Annotated in this window: 21 protein-coding genes; 10 read left to right on the top strand and 11 right to left on the bottom strand. The window is 52.1% G+C overall.

Annotated features, from left to right (window positions below):
• Nucleotides 1–6: 6 nt before the first annotated feature.
• The 7 genes from VE954_RS39680 to VE954_RS39650 are packed head-to-tail and all read right to left on the bottom strand — an operon-like array spanning nucleotide 7 to nucleotide 5,250.
• The gene (locus VE954_RS39680; protein ID WP_324963641.1) at nucleotides 7–789 is read right to left on the bottom strand and encodes a flagellar biosynthetic protein FliR; all 783 of its coding nucleotides are present in this window, start codon (nucleotides 787–789) and stop codon (nucleotides 7–9) included.
• A gap of 8 nt (nucleotides 790–797) precedes the next feature.
• A complete protein-coding gene (fliQ, locus tag VE954_RS39675; protein ID WP_324963639.1) occupies nucleotides 798–1,067 on the bottom strand; it encodes a flagellar biosynthesis protein FliQ in 270 nt (89 codons plus the stop codon).
• A 12-nt stretch (nucleotides 1,068–1,079) separates the two neighbouring features.
• Nucleotides 1,080–1,844 (bottom strand): flagellar type III secretion system pore protein FliP, encoded by a 765-nt coding sequence (gene fliP, locus VE954_RS39670; protein WP_324963637.1) that lies wholly within the window; start codon nucleotides 1,842–1,844, stop codon nucleotides 1,080–1,082.
• Nucleotides 1,845–1,856: 12 nt separating this feature from the next.
• Nucleotides 1,857–3,044, bottom strand: coding sequence for a flagellar biosynthetic protein FliO (locus tag VE954_RS39665; protein WP_324963635.1), 1,188 nt, complete (start codon nucleotides 3,042–3,044; stop codon nucleotides 1,857–1,859).
• A gap of 16 nt (nucleotides 3,045–3,060) precedes the next feature.
• Nucleotides 3,061–3,489, bottom strand: a complete 429-nt coding sequence (gene fliN / locus VE954_RS39660) for a flagellar motor switch protein FliN (protein ID WP_324963633.1) — start codon at nucleotides 3,487–3,489, stop codon at nucleotides 3,061–3,063.
• 11 nt (nucleotides 3,490–3,500) lie between these two features.
• A complete protein-coding gene (gene fliM, locus VE954_RS39655; RefSeq protein ID WP_324963631.1) occupies nucleotides 3,501–4,484 on the bottom strand; it encodes a flagellar motor switch protein FliM in 984 nt (327 codons plus the stop codon).
• A 13-nt stretch (nucleotides 4,485–4,497) separates the two neighbouring features.
• The gene (locus VE954_RS39650) at nucleotides 4,498–5,250 is read right to left on the bottom strand and encodes a flagellar basal body-associated FliL family protein (protein ID WP_324963629.1); all 753 of its coding nucleotides are present in this window, start codon (nucleotides 5,248–5,250) and stop codon (nucleotides 4,498–4,500) included.
• Nucleotides 5,251–5,522: 272 nt separating this feature from the next.
• Between VE954_RS39650 and VE954_RS39645 the strand changes: the two genes are divergently transcribed.
• Both VE954_RS39645 and VE954_RS39640 read left to right on the top strand, forming a co-directional pair.
• Nucleotides 5,523–6,824, top strand: a complete 1,302-nt coding sequence (locus VE954_RS39645; RefSeq protein WP_324963628.1) for a hypothetical protein — start codon at nucleotides 5,523–5,525, stop codon at nucleotides 6,822–6,824.
• Nucleotides 6,825–6,957: 133 nt separating this feature from the next.
• Complete coding sequence (locus VE954_RS39640) at nucleotides 6,958–7,449, top strand: cytochrome c (RefSeq protein WP_324963626.1); 492 nt, start codon at nucleotides 6,958–6,960, stop codon at nucleotides 7,447–7,449.
• A gap of 66 nt (nucleotides 7,450–7,515) precedes the next feature.
• On the opposite strand, the gene VE954_RS39635 is transcribed toward VE954_RS39640, so the two are convergent.
• Entirely contained in the window at nucleotides 7,516–8,775 is a 1,260-nt protein-coding gene (locus VE954_RS39635) for an aspartate kinase (RefSeq protein WP_324963624.1), read from the bottom strand.
• Between the two features lie 121 nt (nucleotides 8,776–8,896).
• Between VE954_RS39635 and rfaD the strand changes: the two genes are divergently transcribed.
• From rfaD to VE954_RS39620, 3 genes are all read left to right on the top strand, one after another.
• Entirely contained in the window at nucleotides 8,897–9,877 is a 981-nt protein-coding gene (rfaD, locus tag VE954_RS39630; RefSeq protein WP_324963622.1) for an ADP-glyceromanno-heptose 6-epimerase, read from the top strand.
• 70 nt (nucleotides 9,878–9,947) lie between these two features.
• Nucleotides 9,948–11,177, top strand: a complete 1,230-nt coding sequence (locus VE954_RS39625) for a BamA/TamA family outer membrane protein (RefSeq protein ID WP_324963620.1) — start codon at nucleotides 9,948–9,950, stop codon at nucleotides 11,175–11,177.
• Between the two features lie 13 nt (nucleotides 11,178–11,190).
• Nucleotides 11,191–11,541, top strand: a complete 351-nt coding sequence (locus tag VE954_RS39620) for a hypothetical protein (RefSeq protein WP_324963618.1) — start codon at nucleotides 11,191–11,193, stop codon at nucleotides 11,539–11,541.
• 68 nt (nucleotides 11,542–11,609) lie between these two features.
• Here the strand turns inward: VE954_RS39620 and VE954_RS39615 are convergent, their stop codons facing one another.
• From VE954_RS39615 to VE954_RS39605, 3 genes are all read right to left on the bottom strand, one after another.
• On the bottom strand, nucleotides 11,610–12,446 hold the full coding sequence (locus tag VE954_RS39615) for an SDR family oxidoreductase (protein WP_324963616.1): 837 nt from the start codon (nucleotides 12,444–12,446) through the stop codon (nucleotides 11,610–11,612).
• 12 nt (nucleotides 12,447–12,458) lie between these two features.
• Nucleotides 12,459–16,082: a chromosome segregation protein SMC gene (smc, locus tag VE954_RS39610; protein WP_324963615.1), complete on the bottom strand. Its 3,624-nt coding sequence runs from the start codon at nucleotides 16,080–16,082 to the stop codon at nucleotides 12,459–12,461.
• Between the two features lie 69 nt (nucleotides 16,083–16,151).
• Complete coding sequence (locus tag VE954_RS39605; protein ID WP_324963613.1) at nucleotides 16,152–17,660, bottom strand: hypothetical protein; 1,509 nt, start codon at nucleotides 17,658–17,660, stop codon at nucleotides 16,152–16,154.
• A 197-nt stretch (nucleotides 17,661–17,857) separates the two neighbouring features.
• Here VE954_RS39605 and VE954_RS39600 point away from each other — a divergent pair, with 197 nt between their 5' ends.
• The 5 genes from VE954_RS39600 to VE954_RS39580 all read left to right on the top strand — a co-directional run.
• Nucleotides 17,858–18,322, top strand: coding sequence for a single-stranded DNA-binding protein (locus VE954_RS39600; RefSeq protein WP_324963611.1), 465 nt, complete (start codon nucleotides 17,858–17,860; stop codon nucleotides 18,320–18,322).
• A 365-nt stretch (nucleotides 18,323–18,687) separates the two neighbouring features.
• A complete protein-coding gene (locus VE954_RS39595) occupies nucleotides 18,688–19,566 on the top strand; it encodes a hypothetical protein (protein ID WP_324963609.1) in 879 nt (292 codons plus the stop codon).
• A 480-nt stretch (nucleotides 19,567–20,046) separates the two neighbouring features.
• Nucleotides 20,047–20,826 carry a hypothetical protein gene (locus VE954_RS39590; RefSeq protein WP_324963607.1) on the top strand — a complete coding sequence of 260 codons (780 nt, stop codon included), beginning with the start codon at nucleotides 20,047–20,049 and terminating at the stop codon, nucleotides 20,824–20,826.
• Nucleotides 20,810–21,040, top strand: coding sequence for a putative signal transducing protein (locus VE954_RS39585; RefSeq protein ID WP_324963605.1), 231 nt, complete (start codon nucleotides 20,810–20,812; stop codon nucleotides 21,038–21,040). The genes VE954_RS39590 and VE954_RS39585 overlap by 17 nt, the downstream gene beginning before the upstream one ends.
• 130 nt (nucleotides 21,041–21,170) lie before the next feature.
• On the top strand, nucleotides 21,171–21,728 hold a 558-nt coding region (locus tag VE954_RS39580; RefSeq protein ID WP_324963603.1), incomplete at its 3' end, for a S1 family peptidase.

Here is a 21,728-nt window from a genome sequence, read left to right as displayed (position 1 = left end):
CTCACCTTACGGGGCAATGCCCTTCAGAGTCAGAAGGATCTGCTCCTGGGACGTGTTGAAATGCTGGGCCACCCAACCTGGGAAAAAAGGCAGGCAGGCCATGTACACACCAAGGCCCACAAAGAAACCGACCGGAAAGCTCATGGTAAAAACGTTCAACTGCGGTACGGTTCGGGCGATCAGTCCCAGCGCGGTGTTGGTAAACATCAGGGCCACCAGGACCGGAGCCGACAGCTGCATGGCGACGCGAAAGATCCCCGAGGTCAAATCGATGAGAAACATTCCCATTTCCGCTTGCGGCGCGATGCCACCAGCCGGAATCAGGGCAAAGGTCCGAATCATGGCATCCAAATAGATGTGATGCAGATTCAAACCCAGAAATATCATCATCATAATGACCCTGTGAAACGCCGTAAAAGACGTCATCTGCACATCAGCATCGGGCATCATCAGATCCGCGGTACCAAAGCCCATCTGATAGCCCACCAGACTCGCCGCCATGAGGATGCCATCAAAGGCAATGCGCGCGGTAAAGCCAATGAAAAGGCCAATGCACAGTTCCTTGATGACGAGCAGGACATAGAGCAAGGGATCCTGAGGAAAGACCGTCAGCCAATCCGTCGGAACCAGACCTTGAACGGTAAAGGTCAAAGCCACGCTCAAAAGAATCCGAACACGAACGGGTGTCGGTTCATCACCGATGAACGGGAGCGCGAAAAGAATGCCGCCTATTCTGATAAATATCAGGGCCGCGGTGAGTATGGACTCAACGGTGATGCCGTAAATCATGCCGACCTTTAGTGCGTGAGGTTCGGAATATCACGAATCAGATTGATGGTAAAAGTCATCATCGTGCGCAGCACCCAGGGCCCACAGACAATCATGGCAGCGGCCATGGCCAGAATTTTGGGAATGAACGACAGGGTCTGTTCATTGATTTGTGTGGCAGCTTGAAAAATGGAGACGATCAGACCCATCACCAGGGTCGCCAGGAGCGCCGGGGACGAGATCTTGATCATAACCCAGATCGTATTCCAGCCGATATCAAGCACAGTCTGTTGAGTCATTGCAGGACTCCTTTAACTAAGGGAAAAGCTCCGAACCAAGGAATCGACAATCAATCCCCAGCCATCAACGAGGACAAACAGCACCAGCTTGAAGGGCAGCGACACGACAGTGGGAGGAAGCATCATCATACCCATCCCCATCAGGACCGAAGACACCACCATGTCGATGACGAGGAAAGGGATATAAATCAAAAAACCAATCTGAAACGCGGTTTTCAGTTCCGACACCACAAAGGATGGGATGAGAACCCGCATGGGCACGTCATCCATACTTTTCGGCTTCGGCAGCTTGGCAATGTTGAAGAAGGCCTGCAGATCCGACTCTTTCACTTCACGCAGCATGAACGTGCGTAAAGGAGCCATCAGTTCGTTGACCGCCTGTTCCTGGGTGATGGCTTTTTCCAGATAAGGGGTCAAAGCCCGTTCCTGAATGACATCAATCACAGGACCCATGGTAAAAAATGTAAGGAACAGGGACAAACCAAGAATCACCTGGTTGGGTGGCATGGTCTGAGTTCCAAGCGCCTGTCGCACAAAACTGAGCACCACCACAATCCGCGTGAACGAGGTCATCATCAGCAAAATCGCAGGTGCCACACCGAGAATGGTGAGCAGGGCAATAATTTTGAGAGCAGGGACCAAAGCATCGGGATCATCAACTTCATAGATATTGAAGTTGAGTCCTGGAATCTTGGTTTCTGCATAGGCCTGGCTGCTGCCGATAAGCAGAGCCAGTGCCGCCCCAACCAAACCTTTTTTGACAAGCGAGGATGCCATGTAAATCCCTGGTTAGACTTTGGGAAGATCACGCAATCTCTTGCGAATCATGCGCGTGACATCATCAACGCTGCTGGGCTCGTCCGACGCACGAGGCTCGGACGAGGCGCGATTCTGGCTTTTCATATTTTTGATGCCCTGATCGCTGATGCCGTAGGATATGGCGCTGCCGGGTTCCGGCAGTTCACTCCGCGGCGTCGCCCGCTGGCGGGGAGCGGGACGTGGACTGACGTCGTCCAGAACCGGACCGCTGCGACGAACCTGAGCTTCCTTGGGCAGAGCCTGCTTTTGAAACATCGCCGGATCGATCGCGACTCGGGGCTGAGCCTGAGTTTCGCTCGGTTTTTTCAGCGATGTTAAAAAATTGATATTGTCGGGTGAAACGCCGAGCAGGATCTGCTCCTGTCCCACCTGCACAACCGTCAGCTTCTGCTTGGGACCTACCGCATGCGTGGCCAGAGTTTTTAAGGAGTAGTCCTCAACAGGGGCACCGGGCCACTTTTTAGTCATCATGCGGCGCCAGCTCTTCATTCCGATCAGAAGCATCAGCATCACGGCGAGAAAGCCCGTGACCAGGACCAGCTTATCCTGCAGACCATCACTCCACGCAGGAGTTTCCGGTGCCGTAGCTGGAGCCACCTGAGCTTTTGCCGCCGCTTCTTTAGGGGCGACTTGGGTTTTCGCAGGGTCGGGAATATCCGAGCGGACCTCGGTTTTCTTCACGACTTCTTCAGCGGTTGGCCCACCGGTGACGGGAACGCCATCGAAATGAGCCAGAAGCTGCTTCTCGGCTTCGACGTGATCGAGCATGATCACGACGCGATTTTCCAAAATGTCCGTGGTTACCGCACCAACGAGGTGGCTGGCTTCCTTGGTAACGAACATCCGGAGGCCCGCTGTCTGTTCGTCGAGTTGAAAGGCGGCAAATTTACGAATGTAAGGACTGTTGGCCTCGATAAACTGTCCAGGCTTCGGCACCATGGTTGATGGCAGCGTCACCTGAATGAAGCTCCCCATGGCTTCCACCTTGGGCTTGGGAAAGCCCGGTTTGCTATCATAGCGCACGGTGATGATCGAAGCTTTCTGATCCGACTCGCCATCGATGGGCCCCATGGTCATGAGGGTCGGGCTCGCCGGAGTTTCCTGAGCGATCAAACGCGTGCTGAACATAAACACAAGCAATGCAAACAGGCGCAACATGCCAAAGTCCCCTTTATCAGGCATTATGACTCATATCACCCAGACCAAACTGGGAAACAACATCAGTCAGACGCACACCGAATTTTTCGTTCACAACCACGACTTCACCCATGGCCACGAGCTTGTCGTTGATCAGGATCTCCATTGGTTCACCAGCGATCTTGTCGAGTTCGATCACGGAACCCTGACCGAGTTGCAAGAGATCGTTGACCAGCATTTTCGTGCGGCCAAGTTCGACCGAAACTTTCAGGGGCACATCGAGAATCATCTTCAGCTTGGAAAAGTCAGTCCGGGCGAGGCGCGAGTCCTCGGGCGTCATGACGATATTTTCGTCCTTGTCATTACCACCGCCTTTGCCGCTGTCGTCTCCACCAGCAGCTGCAGCAAGGGCATCATCCAAATCACCACCTAAACCAAAATCTTCCGGATTTAGATCATCAGCCATGGGCGTTCTCCTCAGGTTTCAAACATGGATTCCGTAATACGTAAAGCGCGATTGCCGCGCAAAAGACCGGGTATGCCTTTGAATTTGGGAATGCCTTCGACCATGACATTGAGGGGCATGGTAGCATCAGTATCGAGTTGGATGATGTCACCGACTTCCAGGTTCATGAGATCACGCACCTGAATATTGGCTTCGCCCAGTTTCACCACGATATTGGCCGTGGTTTGCATGATCTGCTCCTTCACCCGGTTGATCCAGATGAAGTCGACTTCGAGCTGCTCACTCTGGAAACCGACCGAAAGCTTGGACTTGATCGGTTCGAGTGTTGAATAAGGAATCACGATCTTGATCGTGCCGGATACCTTTTCGAGTTCGACGTCAAACGTTGTCGCGATCACAACATCGGATGGCGGCACCACGGCCACGAACTGCGGATTGATTTCGGTACGGCTATAACCGATCTTCAAGGGATACACAGGTTCCCAGGCTTTTTCCAGATCATCGATGGCCGACAGCACCACGCGACGGGCGATCTTGATTTCGATCTGGGTAAAGTCCTTGCCTTCGATCTTGGTGTAAGGCACATCATTGCCGCCAAAGAAACTATCCACCAGCGCATAGAGCAACTTGGATTCGATCACCATGACCGCCGCACCGCGCAAGGGGTCCAGGCGCAGGATATTCAAGCACGAGGGCAAAGGCAGTGAGTTCATGAACTCGGAAAACTTCAGGGGACCTGTCGAGTTCACGCTCAGGTTGGCCATTTTCCGCAGGGCGTTGGACAGCGTCACCCGGAACAGTCGGATGAAGCGGTCATGAATGATGTCGAGCGTGGGCATACGACCACGAATGATCCTGTCCTGGTTGGCAAGATCATACTGGACGACGCCGCTCTGCAGTCCCTCGGGACCGCTGTCGTCATCAGAGTCGACCCGGTTATCCGAGACCGCGGATAAGAGTGCATCGACTTCGCTCTGGGATAGTACCTGACTCATCAGCCACTCCTCGTTATTCGATCAGCATATCAGTAATATAAACAGCTTCGATTTTGGTCTTCATATAGCGATTGATTCGCGTGAGAATCTCTTTGCGGAGCGCTTCCTTGCCATCGGGAGCCAGCAGGAATTCACGGGTTTTACGCTGCAGGATACCGATGATGGCATCGCGCAGCTGCGGCATGCGCTTTTCGATTTCCTGCTTGGTGGCATCGCCGCCCTTGTATTCGAGCGAAATTTCCATCCGGACGTAACGGTTTTCGAGAGCATTGCCGAGGTTGATATTGAAACCGGTCATCTTAAAGGTATCACCGAAATCAATATCCAGTTGAGGCTTGGCATCCTTTTTATCGGCCGAGGTGCCATCGGCTTTTTTCTCGCCTTCACCTTGTCCTTCGGCGCCTGGCTCGCCTTCTTTTTTCTCGCCGCCAGCATCGGCTTTTTTCTCGCCGCCAGCGTCGGCTTTTTTCTCGTCGCCATGACCCTCGTCTTTTTTGGCTTCATCTTTCTTTTCACCGCCCTGGTCATCCGCTTTTTCTGCAGTACCTTTGGCTGTGATTTCATGCTCGCCTTCAGCCTTGGATTTCTTGCCTCCGCTCAGGAATACGAAAGCACCGGCGCCGCCGCCACCAATCAGAAGTATGCCCAGAATCGCCATGATCAGAAGCTTCTTCTTACGCTTCTTGGCATCCTGCTCAGGATTTTCCTCGGCAGAGGGTTCCCCTTCTTTTTTTTCTTTCTCTTCTTTTTTACCTTCTTCTGCCATAAATACTCCTGTTGAGCCAGGGTCATGATTACAAGAGATATGCCAAGGGTTCGACGCGTCCAATTCTTAACAGAACCCTAAAAACCTTGGGACATCGGCGCAAAAGCAAGCGCTTGCACACCTAACGCGATAGTCATAGGATAAAGTAGATTCTTTTGCGGAATGAACCAACGCGAGGCGTCAGCAGTCTGACGATAGGAGTCAAGAGCGTGACGGGGAGTCAAAAATTGTACTCATCATTTGTCAGAAGACTGACGCGCGGAGTCATGCTCATGACAAGCATGCAGGTAACCGCAGGAAGCGCCCAGGCTCAGGACGAATCGAAGGTCTCGGCACCTCTTGTCCAGGCTCAAGAATCGAGGGTCACCGCACCTCTTGTCCAGGCTCAAGAATCGAAGGTCACCGCGCAAACGGCTCGGGCTCAAGACGAGGTCCGGCGTTGGTTTCTGGACAGTGAGGTCGTCTGCAACACCCAATGCCCACGGTTGAATCATTTTCGCTTTGGCCTGCGCATGCCTTGGGGTGATCGGCTTTCTTTGCAACTGGGCTGGGATCCGGGGCATGTGGATAAGCCCACCTGGGAAGATACTTACGAAGTTTTGGGTCAGACGCTCCCCCCGCGTCGCACCTGGTTTGATCGTTATGCCTTGCGCTTCAAAGCCACCGATGCGGTGGAAGTCAGCCTGGAGAATTGGTCCGCGGCCACGCTTCTGCCCGACGCCAGTGGTTTAAGCTATGCTCACGCCCTGCAGGATAGCGGCTGGAATCAATCGGCCTTGCGCATCAGCGTGATCGATCCGGATCAGCCGATCAATTCCTGGAGTGTGATCACCGGTCTTGGTGAAGGCGAGCGATTCGAGGATCGTGATCACAAACCCTATCTGTCTTTGATGCTGCGCCGTGAGTTAAGCGAGGGTTTGGAATGGCAAGGAGCCTGGTCCCTGGATACGGACAGCATGGAGCCTGAACAATTTTATTGGCTGGATACGGTCGAACGCCAGGCCGCCAGTGAAGGGTTCAGGACCGAGCGTCAGGCCTTATCCCTTATTTTAACGGGCCAGCATCGCAGGGCCCGAGGTCTGCGGGCAGCGATTGGCTGGCAACGCAATCGGATTCGTGGGCCTCAAACTCCGGCCGCGGTGACTCCATTGCCAGTTGAAGAAGGTCCGTATGATCCCACCGAAATTCTCGCCGAAAACTGGGGCATGCGCAGTGATCTCGAACGTCGCACGTTGGCGTTCAGTGCCTCTTATTTGATCCTGGCCGAGTATCTGCTCGCCGCGCATCATCAGCAGCTCGATGTGAAACTAGGAGCCGACGCTCAAGTTCGAGCCTGCCACAGCCTGGATCCCGAGGGCCGTTGCCTGGAAGCTCCGACCGAACACGGGCAACTCCGCATGCAGGAGCAGACCTATGGGATCGGACGCATCAGCGAAAGGGGTTGGAGCCTCTTTGTGGAAAATTTTTCCGTAAAGTATGACCGCCTCTATGAGCTTTATCATCTGGCGCCGGGCTCGGATCGGCGGCAACGGTCCCTGTCGTTCACTCAATTGCGTCTCACCTGGAGCTGGTAACGAGCCCTTGTTCGCGGGCACCAAAGACCTTGAAAACAGGCAAGTCGAACTCAATTTGAATCAGTATTTTTCTTTGGTGCCCCAGTTGATTATGCTATACATGGCTCCCTGGACCGCATCAAAAGGAGAAAGCATGAAAATCAGACGCACCCTATTGGCTCTCTCATCCCTTGCCTTCGGGATGGTTCTGAGCGCTTGTAAATCCTGCACCGAGCAACATGACCCGCGGCCCGCGCAGGAGCGTTTCAGACAGGAAGAGACCAATGCCAATCAGGCTATCGAGACACTGAATCCGGATGGATCGGTGCCCGCACCAAAAGCTGTGGCGAGCAGCGGTGGAGCCACTGGCGGGGTAGGGCAGGACAAATACAACACCTTCTGTGCGGCCTGTCATGATGTCAATGGTACCGCTTCGGGCCCAGGCGCGGTGGCCATGAACCCTAAACCTCGGAACTTTGCAGACGCCAAGTGGCAGGCTTCCGTGGATGATGCCCGTATTGCCAAGGTGATCAAGGAAGGCGGCGCCTCCGTCGGCCTGAGCGCAACGATGGCACCTTGGGGCGCAGCCTTGAGCGATGCAGAAATCGCTGAAGTCGTAAAATGGGTTCGTCAGTTTAAAAAATAATGGGACTGACCCCAAAAAAAGGCGGCGCATCTTTCGAGATCGCCGCTTTTTTATAGGTGCTGCTGATCAGGCCCTTTCATCTTCGATAAAGGCCCGATGCAAAGCCTGCGCCGCGCGATCCCCCTCGGCCTCGGCCACCACGCAGGATATTTTAATTTCGGAGGTCGAGATCATCTGAATGGCAATGCCGGCATTTTCGAGGACCGAGAAGACTTTGCTGGCCACACCCGGGTGGCTTTGCATGCCCAGGCCCACTACGGAAACCTTGGCCAGATTGCGCTCAGCTTCCAAATGCACGACTGAACTTTGCTCCTCGCTCCAGCGACGCAGCATTTCCTGAGTGCGGACCAGATCCGCGGCTCCAATGGTAAAACCCACCCGCAGGGCATCGGATGTTTCCGACTTATTATGCACGATGATATCGACGTTCACGCCAGTGGCGGCAATTTTTTCAAAAAGCGCCGCAATCACCCCATGACGAACAGGAAGCTGGCTCAGACTCAGGCGCACCACATTGCGATCCAGGGTCACGCCGGAAACCACAGGGGCTTCAAGTTTGCGTTGCGCGTTAAAGCTCATGATGATCGTCCTTTGATGGTCATTGGGTTTGAATGTATTGCGTACCACGATCGGCATTTGGAATTTGGCGCCTAACTCCACACAGCGTGTGTGCAGGACCTTGCTGCCAAGCGAAGCCATTTCCAGGGCCACTTCAAAATCCATTTCCTTGACCAGGTGCGCGGACGGCACCACACGTGGATCGGCCGTATAAACGCCATCCACATCGGTATTGATTTCACAAAAGGCAGCGTCCAGGGCCACAGCCAGTGCCACTGCACTCGTATCACTGCCGCCGCGACCCAGCGTGGTGATTTCGAGATCCTCGGTCACACCTTGAAAACCTGCGACCACAGGAACAATTCCCTGCTCCCAGCACTTATGCAGTTTGCTGCAATCGATATCATGGATGCGTGCTTTGGAATGGAGACTGCTCGTCATGATACCCAATTGATAGGCAAGAAAACCATGCGACGGCACACCGGCTTTTTCCAGCGCCGCAGCCATCAGCGCGACAGCGACCTGCTCGCCGGCTGACACAGCCATATCATAATTGCGAAGAGAGGTATGAGGATTGGTGGCGGTGACGAGGTCGACAAGCTTATTCGTTTCACCTGACATCGCACTGACGACGATGGCAACGTTCTTCAGTCCATTTCGATACTGATCGGCAACCCGCTCTGCTACATTTTGGATGCGTTCCACAGTTCCGACCGAGGTCCCACCGTACTTCTGCACGACGGGCCTATCACCTGCAAGATGATACATGATTGTCTTCCCTGGAAAGGGGTTTCGATTTCTGGACAGGGCAGGTATATACTAGATCATTTGGGCTTGCAATCGTGAGCTGATGTGCTGGCAACGGCTTTGTAGGAAGGGGTTTCAGAGGATGATACTGATTACCGGCGGCGCTGGCTTCATTGGCAGTGCATTGATTTGGGCGCTGAATGAAAAGGGTCATCATAATATCATCGTCGCGGACCACCTGGGTTTGGGCGACAAATGGAAGAATCTCGCAAAACGCCGTATTGACTACGTCGTTCCCAAGGATCAGCTCTTCACCTGGCTCGACGACGCAGGACATCCGCTGTTTGAAGCTGTTTTCCACCTCGGCGCCTGTTCGACGACGACCGAACGTGACGCTGATTATCTCATGAACAATAATGTTCTCTTCACCAAAAAACTCTGGGACTACTGCGCGCAGCGGGACATCCCCTTTCTCTATGCATCCTCCGCCGCCACCTATGGGGCCGAGGAAAAGGCTTTCTTCGATGAGCATGATCGCATTCCGCAACTCCGGCCGATCAACAAATACGGCTGGAGCAAGCAGCTCTTCGATGCCTGGGCTTTGAAACAAAAAACCACGCCGCCCTTTTGGTATGGGTTCAAATACTTTAACGTTTATGGGCCGCAGGAATATCACAAAGGCGCTCAGGCCAGCGTAGTGTTTCACGCGTTCCCTCAGGTTCGGGACCGAGGCACTTTACGTCTTTTCAAATCCTATCGTCCGGACATTGAACACGGTGAGCAGCAGCGCGACTTCGTTTATGTTAAGGATGTAGTGAAGGTGATGCTGCACTTCTGGAAGGAGCATCGTCGTATTCCATCCGGGCTTTATAATCTCGGCACGGGTGAGGCACGAAGTTTTGCTGATCTAGGTCGCGCGGTCTTTGCTGCCCTTGATAAAAAACCCAAGCTGGAATGGATTGAGATGCCCACGAGTCTGCAAAACCAGTATCAGTATTTTACCGAAGCCGATCTGAACAAACTGCGCACGGTTGCAGGCTATCAGGACGCTTTTTATAGTCTCGAAGCCGGCGTAAGCGACTACGTCAGACACTATCTCAATCAGGGTGATCCCTATCTTTGATTCATTTCACATCCGCTGGCTCATCCTCTGCTTTATCGGTTTGCCGCGTCTGGCCTGGGCGGAAGGCGGCATGTTCCAAATTCAGGAGGTCGATGTCAAAGGGCTCGGGCGCACGAACCTTAACTGGCTGATGGAATATGCGGGCCTGCAGTGCCCTTGCGAAATGAGCGGAACTGAAATTGATACGCTTAAGGTCCGCCTGCTCACCACTCAGGTTTTTCAGGATGTCGCCGTCCAGGTCGTACCGAATGGGGATATACCGTCCACATATAATCTCGAAATTGAAGCTGTAGAAAAGTGGACCGTAATTCCCGTGATTCGCGGCGCCTTTGGAGGCGGCACGCCCCTGCTGGTAGCTGGCATTTATGACACCCATGCCTTTGGCAGTCTCTGGACCGTGGGCGCCGAATCCAGAACCTTTGGCTCGGCACCGACCGGGGGCGTGATGTGGATCCGCGCTCCACGCTGGAACGGGGGCCGTCATTACTTAAATCTTGAACTCTGGCGGGACAACCGCATTCGTAGCGTATACGATAGGGAGGATCAGGAAGTTGCTCAGATATATGGCAGTGCGACGGCGGTGATCGCGGAGGCTTTGGTGCCCTTGGGCAGCAATCCTCAAACGCCCTGGCAGGTCGGTTTACGCCTGAATTATAGGCAGCAGCATGAGCTGGAATGGGACATGCAGAAATCCGCTACCGAGCGGGATGATTTCATTTTGCGCCCGATAAATCAGAAACGGCTCTTGGCCAGGCTGGTTTATGATGATATGGCTGTCCTGCAGCAGAATTTGCAGGGTCTGCGTGTCCTTCTGAATGTCGGACCCACCTGGTCTGAGGAAAAAAACCAGGCGAGTCTCGAACAGGAGTTGTTTTGGTACGGGCTTTGGAACGAAGATTGGAATCTCGTCTTTCATGAATGGCTGGGATTGAGCGATGATCGTTCCTATCAGAGCCTCTTTTTTTTGGGTGGCTTCGATTCAGTGCGCGGGTTACCCGATGGTGTTATGTACGGAAATAAGGCGGTCTATGGCAACCTGGAGCTTCGAAAAATATTTCATCGCTCCCATTACGTCTGGTGGCAGGCAGCCACCTACATCGATTATGGTGCGGCTGGGTATACCACGAGCGATTGGTCAGAAGAGAATCGCACGACGGCAGGCTTTGGCCTAAGGCTGGCTGTTCCACAGGTCAATCGACTGGTTTTTCGCGTCGATTATGCCTGGAGTCTGGATCAGCCTAAAACTGGCAGCATATCGATAGGCATGAACCAATTCATTGACCCCTATCGTCCCTTGTAAAGGAGAAGTAAGCATGGATGCACAGGTTCAAGTTCGTGAAAGTCTCCGTTGGTTGGATGGATTGGAATCGGGCACCCTGCCGACCAACGATCTATTTTTTCTGGCTGAAAAACTCGATCCCGTGCTGATCAGCCTCATGATCCGTTATCTTCGCAAAAAATATCCCAGCGCCAAGCCTGAAGCCGCCGGTGTGCTGGCCCGCATGCTGGAACTCACCAGCACCTATCCGCAGCTGGTGAAAAAAACCCGCGAAGCGGAGCAGGACCCGATCAGTGAGTGGTTTCTGGAAACCTATTCTTTCGCTGATTTTTACAGCAAGCCCACGGACCTGGTGCAGCTGATTGTCGATAAATTGGAAGGTTAAAGGATTGAGTTACCTGGCGTTCCATGAACAAGTCTCATCCCTTCGTCACAAGGGATGAGTTTTCTTTTTCACGCCGTGAGCTGTTCGCTCAGCTTCCACAATCTTTCCTGATCCTCTTCGGATAGCGCTGCCGCTGCCGGATTTTTTGCTTTGGACTGCTCGAAATAAGACCCATTTTGAGCGTCAAGGGCGGGTTCGGTCGCCACGAAAAGAGTGCAGCGTGAGCCTTTTTCCGGAGTCACCATGAAAACTTTGGCGACTTTCATCAGCCAACTGGGATAATCACGTCCGAGTTGAGTCGCGACCACTCCAGGATGCACGGCAAACGCCCGGACGTTGGTCGACGCGAGTCGTCGCGCCAGAGCCTTGGTCATCAGCACATTGGCCAGCTTCGATTGATTGTAGGCCTCCCAGCCTTTATAGGGCCGCGCCCTATACTGAAGATCCTCCCAATGCATGTGCCCCCGGTAATGCAAAGCCGAGGACAGCGTCACGATTCTTCCCTGGGGTGCAGCCGTGACCAAAGGCAGAAGGGTTTGGGTCAGCGCAAAGGTTCCGAGATGATTGACACCGAATGTCAATTCGAAGCCATCGCGCGTTTCCTGCCGCTGCAGACTCATGACGCCGGCGTTGTTGATAAGGATATCCAGGCGTGGATGCCGACGTTTTAAGACCTCGGCCGCGCTTTTGATATTCATGATGTTGGCTAAATCCAAGGCCATGACATCGACCTCGGCCTCTGGATGGCGCTGGAGAATAATGGCCCGGGCTTCTTCGGCCTTATAAAGGTTCCGACAGCCCAGGATAACATTCGCTCCACCGGCGGCAAGGCCCTGGGCCGTGGCCAGCCCGATGCCACCGTTGGCACCTGTGACCAAAGCCGTTTTGCCTTTCAGGTCTCTCATGCGATTCTCCGATCAGGTCCCGGTGGCTACGGTCTCTTCCGTTTTCTTGAAGGCTTTTTGCAAATGAGCCGGCAGATCCTTTTTCATATCCACACCGACCACTGTCGAGACGCCACCTTCCTGCATGGTCACACCATAGAGCTGATCCAGCACTTCCATGGTCCGACGGTTGTGGGTAATGACCACAAACTGGAAGCGATCCGACAGCGCATTGAGGACCTTGTTATAACGGCCCACGTTGGCTTCATCCAAAGGCGCATCGACCTCATCCAGAAAGCAGAACGGTGTCGGCTTGGTTTTGAGCAAAGCAAAAATCAGCGAGATCGCGGTCAGAGCTTTCTCACCACCGGAATAAAGTGTCATGCTTCGTGGCTTTTTACCGGGCATCCGCACCATGATTTCCACACCCGCGGTTAGGGCATCCTCGCTGGTCAATTCCAGTCGGGCCTCGCCACCTGGGAACAGAATCGGGAACAGCTCGATAAAGTTCTTGTTCACGACTTCAAAGGTGCTCAGGAATTTTTCTTTCGATGTTTCCTCGATCTCATCGATGGCTTCCTGAAGGAGGAGGATACTGCCCAGCACTTCCTCTTTTTGCGCGTCGATAAATTCATGGCGCTTGGAAATACGTTCGTATTCCTCGACGGCCACCATGTTCACGCCGCCCATGGTTTCCAATTGGCCACGGAACTTGCTGATTTCACGAGTCGTCTTATCAGCGTCAAAATTCGGATCCTCGACAAACTCATGGGTCATCAGATCGATCTGATACTTTTCCTTGGCCTGATCGAGAATACCGCGGCTCACCTGCTTCAGGCGTTCCAGTTCGACGCTTTTCTTGGATTTGCTGCGTTGAATTTCCATCTGCCGATCACGAGCTTCCCGCAGGCGGCTTTCAATCACTCGCAATTCTTCCAGAACGCCGGCACTCAACTCGCGGCGTTCCGCCAGCTGGCCTTCGAGTTCCTCACGGCGGCGGATATAGACTTCGATCTCCTGGGTGGCATGCGCCTGGTTGATCTCGGACTGCTCCAGTTCCACCTCGAGGCGATTTTTTTCCTCGTAGCGTTTTGTAATATTCGTCTGCAGCTTATGCAGCTGCTGCCGACTCTGCTCCAGGTTTTCCCGGTTGGACTGGGAGCGGGTTTCAAATTTAGCCAGTTCGAGCTGCCGCTGCTGATGCACCCGCATCACCTCGTCCTTGCGCTCGGCAATACTCGCGGATTCCTCCTGCAGCGATTCGAGTTCGCCCTGCTGGTGCTCTTTCTCCTGGCCCAGGGAAATTCGCGTTTCGCCCAGTTGCTCCAGCTCCCGCATCAAATCATGCTCGCGCTGCTCCAGCTCCTGGATCCGATGCGCGTTCTGTTCGATGATTTCCTTTTGATGATTGTCCTGATTCATCAGGTTCTGCATATCCGACATCGCGGCCAGGGCATCCTGATTCTGACTCCCCAGGCGATCGGTAATGTCCTTGAGGCGCGCGCGGGATTCGGCCTGCTGCTGCTCCATCACATCCATGGCGCTTTGGGCCGTTGCGAGTTTGCCTTCGCTTTCCTTCAGCTGCCGGGCGAGGCCTTCGATTTCATTCTTGCGGCTCAAACTGCCCTTGGCCTGGGTTCCACTCAGCAAAAGATCATCCCGTGAATGCACGAGGACACCCTGCGCGGTGAACAGAATCAAACCATACGGCAGACTGCGCAGCTCGTCCTCATTCACGCGAACGGACGGCAGATAGTAAAGCCTCTGCAGCAGAATACTGAGTGTGGCCTTGTGAGCATCCTGAACTTTCAGAACATCGAGAACAGGCACCGCATCATAGCGTTCCGCCCACTGACGAATATCACTCAGGTCATCCGTATTCCAAAGCGAAGCCAAACTTAAAGGCAAGGAAGCGAGCTGCTCCTGATTGACCAAACGAATCAGTTCATTGAGCGCCTCGCCCGATGGAATGATCAGTCGCTCCGACCAGCGTTCAAAGGCATGGACCGCACGCGGCGCCCATTCCTCGATGCTGGTGTCGAAGGCAATAAAATCAGTGAGCACACCATAAACCAACTGCCTGGCCTGGGGATGCTTGCCGTAAAGCTGGTGCAGACTCGATTTTAAATCGCCAGTGCTGGCTTCCACTTCCTCCAGCGTTCCCAAACGGGCTCGGGCATGGAGGTAGGTTTCCTTATGGGTATCCCGTTCCCGAGCCCCTTCACGAATCTGCTCATCGCGTTTCTGCACTTCCACTTCCAGGTCCTGCTTCATCTGCAGTTCCTGATCCAATCCAGCCTGCCGGTCGTTGAGCAGGCTGCGCGCCTGCTCCAGTTTTTCAGCAATGCCTTTGAGCGACTGCTGCAAAGAATCCTGACGCGCCTGATAATTTTGGTGTTCGATCATGATGCGCTTGCGATCACGCTCGATACTTTCGCAACGCAGACGGTTGCTTTCGAGGAGGAGTTCAAGGTTCTTGACTTCGTCTTCAAGCTCCTGGGCCCGGTTTTCAAAAACCTGAGCCGACTCCTCGACCTGATCCACTTCATCCTGAAAGGAGGCGATCAGCTCCTGCAAACGCTCGACTTCGATCTGCATGCGGACATAGTCCGCCTCTTTACTGGCGACCATATTCTCCAGCGAGGTCAGACTTTCCTGATCCTCCTGAATATTGGCCTGCAATTCACCGAGACGCTTCTGCCCCTGCTCGCCGGTCCGCATGGCTGCTGTAATGGTGCCTTCCGCCCGAACGATTTGTTCACGCAGATTGGAAATTTCCTCACGCAGCTGATCGAGTTCCGGATCAGATTCCGACAGCTGGCCCTGCAGCTCCTCAACGCGAGCTTCCAAACCAGACAGGTCGGTCATCGCTTTGACTTCACTGTCCTGGTCGTTATCCAGCTGATGGGCGATCTCCAGGAGTTTGGTCGAAAAATGCCGGAAATTGTGCGAGAAAAGCTTAAGCTCCGCATCCTTCAGCGCCCCGCTGAGGTGCTTCCATGCCGCAACCTTTTCCACCTGCTCCTTGAGCTTTTCGAGCTGGCCCGCGAGTTCGCTCAGGATGTCGTCGATCCGTTTGAGGTTATCGTTGGTGCCTTCCAATTTCTTCATGGCCGCCTGGCGACGGGTCTTGAATATCAGAGTACCCGCGGCCTCTTCCAGAATCTCGCGAACGTCTTCCGGTTTGGCGTTCAGGATACGGTCGACCTGCCCCTGCTGAATCATCGAATAGCTGCGGCCACCTAAACCCGTGGTCGCAAAAAAACCGACAATGTCCTTCAAGCGGCAGGGTTTTTTATTGATAAAGTATTCGCGCTCCCCATCGATATAAAGACGACGGGTCAGAGCGATCTCAGGCTCGTGACGATACTCCGGGGGACAGAAATGACTCTGATCCTTGTTGTCAAAGACCAGGGTAACTTCGGCCATACCCAGCGGTTTACGCTTTTCCGAGCCGGCGAAGATGATATCCGTGGCCACATCACCGCGCAGGTGCTTGGCATTCTGCTCACCCATGACCCAACGCACGGCGTCAATCACATTGGACTTGCCGGAGCCATTCGGCCCGACAATTCCTGTGATTCCATCATCGAAGTTTAGCGTGACTTTGTCGGCAAACGACTTGAAACCAGAAACGATCAACTTTTTAAGATGCATGCATGACCCTCATCCCGCGTGGTCCCCCGAGCAGGGACGCAGCGCAGGACATGCCAAAGATACGGCGTATCACTCTATCCGAATCGGAGTTTGTTCCCTCATACTAGTACGAGGACGCACATCAAACAAGTACAGTGCTTGTCCGTAGAACGAGCAGGTCAGAAGCTTTCCGGTTTTGGAAACCGCCAGCTGATAAAATGAGGACTCGTAGGCCGTGGAATCATAACTCGTGGCCTGCTGCAGTGAATAGGGCGTATTTAAGAATTTGCGCGTGATGCTATAAAAAGGAGCGTCACGGAAATTGATAAGATCCCGGAAATGGTTGACCAGCAGCATGGGTTCGCCGTCGATTTCCGTCACGGCAAAGGCTCCAGGATAGCGGCCAATGCTATCACGGTCATTGGCAAAGCCATAGACGCGCTGGACTTTGAACATATCGGAAAACTTGGACGTGGCGGGTGCAGCCAGGGCTGTTGGATTGACTTCAACGCGCAAGACGTTATTGCTGGTCGAACCGTAACTGTTGCCGCGTTGTGAGAGATAAAAGGCATTTGAGGCGGCCCCTGGGGCCGACTTCGCCATCCAGAAGTTAGTGCGATAGATACGGCTGTCAATGTCGATCGTACCTTCACCGGACGCCGGGGTTCCATCCAGGTCTGTCAGCGTGAAATACACAAAGCGCATTTCTGCATTGGCCTGATTGGGTTTGGCAAAGGTTCCCGTCTCCAAATAGCGAAAGCGCGCGGTTCCAATATTGGGATCCGCGGGAGAAGCGGCTTCTTCAGCCGTTACGTTGTAAATAAACATCTGGTAGGGATAACCGTTGCTGGGTCGACGACGGGCCTGGGGTGTGTCCTGAAGCAAATCAGGAACTTCATCCGCGCCCTCTTTCATGGCATCGGTGGCCAGATCATAGCTTTGCTTATCAACGGCTGGATAGTCATCGGCATCGGGGATATCAAGATCCGATGGGAAGCCAAGCAGCCAGGTGTTGGCGCCATTTTCATAAAAATAAAGAGCTCGATGCGCGTAACCGTAACTCCGCACCCGATCCAGAGTCGAAGCCGCCAGATTACTGCGATTCAGATGCCCCATGAAGACATCACCGTTCAAACAGGACACAACAAAATAAGGCTGTGAAGGCGCAATGATGCCGTTGACCGGCGAGCATTCGATACTGAATGAGGTAATAAGGGTCGGCGTTATTTCATTCTGCAGATCCCAGAGATCAATCCGACGATAGATTTCGTCACCTTCCGCATCGAAGGTAACCAACAAAAGATTTTGCGCCACATCCAGCGAGCGTCCGAGGCGCGGGATGGGAATGGTGGTACGCTTCGTTGGTGGATCCGATTCCGGATCGATCACCATGATCGAACCTTCGTTGTAACGGCGCTCATAGTCGGAATTCAGGGCATAAAAGTAGCTGCCGCTGGGCGAGGTGGCAACATCCACTGGACCAGCGATCTGTTCACCAAGCTTGGGCAACTTTTCCTCGGTTTTGCACGCCCAGAAGAGGCCGACGCTCAGCAAAACCAGAGTGCTGCCGATCCAAGCTCGAGTTTGTTTCACGATCATATGCGAAAGGCTCCTCAGACTAGGGCTGTATCCACCACGGGAAAATGTCGTCCGCTGACATAAACCAGCCCGGTAATTTCTCCTTGTGACCGAGTCACGAGCTTAGTTATAACCACTGCAGGGCTTGGCGTCCAATCCCAAGATCTGGAGCGGATTGGTGGCGCTTTTTAAAGCCGAAGACAAGAAGAGGTAAGGCGATGGCTTCCGTCAATAAAGTGATTTTAGTCGGCAACTTAGGCAAGGATCCCGAACTGCGCTACACACAAAGCGGCGTAGCTTTCTGTTCATTCAGCCTGGCAACAACCGACAACTGGACTGACCAGAGTGGGCAGCGCCAGGAAAAGACAGAATGGCATCGTATCACTGTCTGGAAAAAACAGGCAGAGAACTGTGCGAAATATCTGCGCAAGGGCAGCTCGGCTTATGTCGAAGGCCGTTTGCAAACACGCTCGTGGGACGATCCGTCCGGCCAAAAACGATACTCAACGGATATCGTGGCGGACAACGTGAAATTCCTAGGCAGTGCCGGTTCAGGCGCCAGCCGGGGCGAATCCAACTACGAGACGCCTGCGTCGGGCTTCAATCCTCCGCCGGTCGAGCCACCTTCGGACAGCGTGTTTGGCAGTCACAGCTCATCCAGTTTGGATGATATTCCGTTCTGAAGAACATATGAGTCCAAGTGTTAAGAACGGAATCTTTAATTCAAGATAAGTAGTTTAATTTCTTGAATAATTAACACCTCGCTTTCTGTAAAGAACAGCGAGGTGTTTTTTTTCGTCAGTAAAGTCACATTGGCATCATTGAAATAGTTTGCATAACATCTTGATAATGCCTGCCGTCAAATTTCCACCCATTATACCATCGGCGTTACTTACAATTTGCACAAGGCAGTTGGTGAATTAGCAGCACACTGTGACGCCAACAAACTGGGCAAGATACATCTGGATTACAAATATTCGGGATGAAGCGTCCGGATAACACTGGAGGCTTTGAACACAAGCGCCTTGACACCGGGGACGTGCTATTTATGCGAGAAAAAAGATTATTGGTTGTAATCGTCGCCATTTTTTTAGCGAGTAACGGCACTGTTATTACAAAAAAAATTTGGGATGACAGGACGCGGAACGTAGGGGAGGCAAAGCAAACTGAGGCTAAGGGTAATGAAGCGAGCGCGATAGGAAGCCCTGACAGCAGGGGCGAAGCAATCGCAGATTCTGGCAAAGATGAAGCATCTGCTTTTAAAGCGGACTCTGTCCCAATTGAATCAATCCCCAAGGGGACTCGTGCGAAGACGAAAGGCGATAAAACAACCCCATGTACACCAGCTTACGAAGATATGATGGAGGTTCCCAACAATCCCTCAGTGCTGGAAACGCTTGCAAGCAAGATCACAGAAAATTGCACGATTGAACTGTCAAAGAACGTAAGAACTTGGGACAAAGCCATGAAAAGCATGATGGAGTCCTGCATGGGAGATAAAGAAAAATATACTGATCGCGATATGGCCTCGCTGCAATCCATGCTGATCGGTAGGTTGATGAAGTCCAACCCAGAGAAGTACGAGAATGAATTCTATTCAACGCTGAGCGATATCGAAAGGAGGTCGCCCGAGGCGAGTCTGATTGCAAGGATTTTAAGATATAATAGTAAAATTGAGGATCCTGATTTTCAGGCTGAGTTGGTTGAGTTCATTCAGCGTTATCCGCAGGAACCCTATGGGCACCATATCAAGGCAGCTCTGCAGGCGAGTAAAGAGGATTGGGCTGGCGCGGATGCGCTGATGGTAAAAGTCATGTCTTTGCCTTTATCCGAAAGAGATAAAAAATTCTATCAAGCTGAGCGAGAAAAGTTCGCTGCCAAGCAGAAGGGCTACACCAAGCGATTTTCGGTTTCCCTTGGTGCGTAGCCGATAGGTAGCTTTCAGTAGCGATGACTATGAACATTAAAGTGAATGACTTTGGCAGTTAATAGCCTTCTGAGTGACGCCATTGTCGAAAACGCCTTCTAACTCAAGAAGTCCCATCTGTTATTACCGCCAAAGAGGATTAACTTGTTGTTCATAAGCAGTTTTTTCGGGGACAATCTTGAGTCGACATAACGCCAAAGTTCGCGCACGCAACTCATGGAAGCTCACGAAGGTGAAGCAAAATGAGAGTTGATGCTCCGGCTTTCAAACATGTACAAGAGCAAGTGACAGTATATGCGGAGGAGGTGTGAGCCCTACCTTCCTCGTAAAGCATGCATGCCAGGAATACCAATCAGACAGCGCCTTCTTCAAATGCGAGGTGCATACTGCGATTACGTTTGGCGAGAATCCAGGCAAAACGATGGGTAAGCTTGTCGGATCCCAAAGGCTACTGACTGCCTAAAATGAAGGAGGTTTCCTATGAGCAAGAAGATCTTCGGAATGGCTTTATTGGTTCTGGTGCTAATTGTGTCAGGTACTTATATCTATAAGACCAGGGTCGCAGAAAAAGCTGTACTTTTCGATAGATTGGATCAAAAAGAGACCCCCTTAGCGCCTTCTTCGAATGATTTGAGCGTAGTCGATCCGAATATCGCGGGCAAGACTCTGAAACATGGCTCGGAAAATAAGCAAAAGGAAAAAAGCATTGTAACGGAAGAGGTTGAAGGCAGAGCAATAAGCGCACCCCCCCGAACAAGTGCAGGGGCTAACAAAGACGCATTTTTCAGGATTTTAGCGAATAAGCTTTCAGCAAACGGATTTTCGGATAGCATACAGAACTGCATTGAAAGGCACTTTCAAGAAAATTTAAAGCTGACCAAACCCCTTAGCTCAGAACAGATAGTGGAGAATTGCGGACGAGCTGCTGACTTACCGGACTCTGACCTTAAAAATATAAATCAACTCTTAAGCTCCACTTTCAAAGAAAGTCAGAATCCTGTAGATGTTGTTGCTTGGTTTGAATGCAGCTTAAAAAAGTCTTTTTCTGGCACAAGTCCATGCTTCAGAGAAAAGATGAAAAAAGCTATCGATCAGTTCTATGGCGAGGCTAGCGTAGATGGGCCGAAAATGAGTTCTGAAACTTTCGATTCAAAATGGTCTTCAAAAGTCGAAGTTGTTACGCAGCAGATTGCCAATGAGTGCCCCAGTTCAGATTTGGACTTTCTCAGTGAGGTAGCGTTACATGAATGCAAATATTGAAAAATGGGTCCTTCTGACGTCATTCTCAGATCGTTTGCAGGCGGATCTCGCGGCAAGTGCAATACGAGGGTCTGGAATCAGAGTTGAATTGAAATCAGACGATGCTGGCGGCCTCTACCCGCCCCTTACGGTAGCCAATGGAGTTGAACTGTATGTTCCTGAGGAGCAGCTCGATCATGCCAAAGAACTTCTGCAAGGTATATCGGATGCGTAATATTCAACCTAGTCCTTCTTAACGACTACAATGAAATTACTAGCGTTGTTTTTTAAAAGTCGGAGTAATTAGATTTTGTTGAAAAAGGCCGTGCATAATTTTTTAGAAAAGTGTTCGCACTGAGGAAACCATGAAAAATATTGCTACTTTTATTGGATTTATTGCCCTTATATTGTCCTGCAGTAGTCCAAAAACTTCACAACCAAAAATTGTTGGAGGTGCCTCGGCAAGCGAACACTATCAGTTTTTTGTTGGCCTTCATGAAGTTGGCTCCTCAAAAAAATACTTCTGCGCAGATGTCGTAGCAACTGCAGCCCACTGTGTGCATAAGATGACCAATAAACTTCAAGTTATTTTAAATCCAGGCAGCAAAAACAGTGCTTTTAACGAGGACGTAAGAAACGTAAGTGCTGTACAGATTCATCCTGAGTGGGACGTTACAACTGATTCAAATGACATAGCGCTGCTCTTCTTGGAATCCAAAGCTAACGATAGAACATTTCTGAAGCCAATAGATTTGAACTCGACTATTCATGCGCCTAAAAATGTTGCTACACTCCGTGTTATCGGGTATGGGAATTTGACTTCAGTTGGGACACTCAATGCTTCGAATCTTCATGAAGTTGATTTGCCCGTAATTCCTAATGAGATTTGCAAATCGGCTTACAGTAACCTGAAAGACACCATG

This window comes from Oligoflexus sp. (assembly GCF_035638955.1).
GTDB lineage: Bacteria > Bdellovibrionota_B > Oligoflexia > Oligoflexales > Oligoflexaceae > Oligoflexus.
Note: the sequence above shows the minus strand (reverse complement) of the source record. Positions and strands in the feature narration are given on the sequence as shown.